Below are 734 nucleotides of genomic sequence, written 5' to 3' on the forward strand. Positions count from 1 at the left end.
GTGGGCGGCGTCAGCCTGCTCAATACGGATGGTCCGCTGCAGGTATTCGAGCAGCGCGACATCCTGAGCCGCGAATTCCATATTTTCGATGCCCGCGCCAGCGGCGCCGTGCTGGGCGAAGGCATTGGCATGGTGTTGTTAAAAACCCTCGACCAGGCGCAGCGCGATGGCGACCGCATCTACGCCACCATCAAGGCGGTCGCGGTGAACAACGACGGGCGCACGGCCGGCCCCGTGGCGCCAAGTTTTCAGGCGCAAAAGGCGGTGATGCAAGCAGCGCTGGCGCGCAGCGGCAAGCTGGCGGCACAGATTGACCATGTCGAGGTCAACGGTTCCGGCTCGGAAGTGACGGACCTGCTGGAGCTCAAAGCCATCGAGGCGGTCTACCGGGCGGCCGAGCGCACGCCGTGCAGCCTCGGCTCGATCAAGCCAAACATCGGCCATCCGCTGTGCGCGGAAGGCATCGCCAGTTTCATCAAGGTGGTGCTGATGCTGCATCACGGCTTGGAAGTGCCGTTTTTATCGGGGCACCAGCCGATGCGGCACTACGACATGCAGGCTTCGCCGTTCCATTTCACGCGCAGCGCCGGCGCCTGGCGCGGCGCCGGGGTGCGCAGCGCGGCGATCAACAGCTTTGCCGACGGCGGCACCAACGTGCACGCCATCCTGGAATCGTGGCCGGAGACCGGGGCAAGCGCGGCGCGGCGCAAGCCACTGCAGCCACCGGCGCTGCA

The 734-nt window shown here is 66.2% G+C and carries 1 protein-coding gene; it reads left to right on the top strand.

Annotation, left to right across the window (positions count from 1 at the left end; all coding sequences use genetic code 11):
* Positions 1–734, top strand: a 734-nt coding sequence (locus AC1RJW_RS29705) for a beta-ketoacyl [acyl carrier protein] synthase domain-containing protein (RefSeq protein WP_493048114.1), incomplete at both ends; no start/stop codon positions are given.

The organism is Janthinobacterium sp. GW822-FHT07A03, assembly GCF_058798815.1.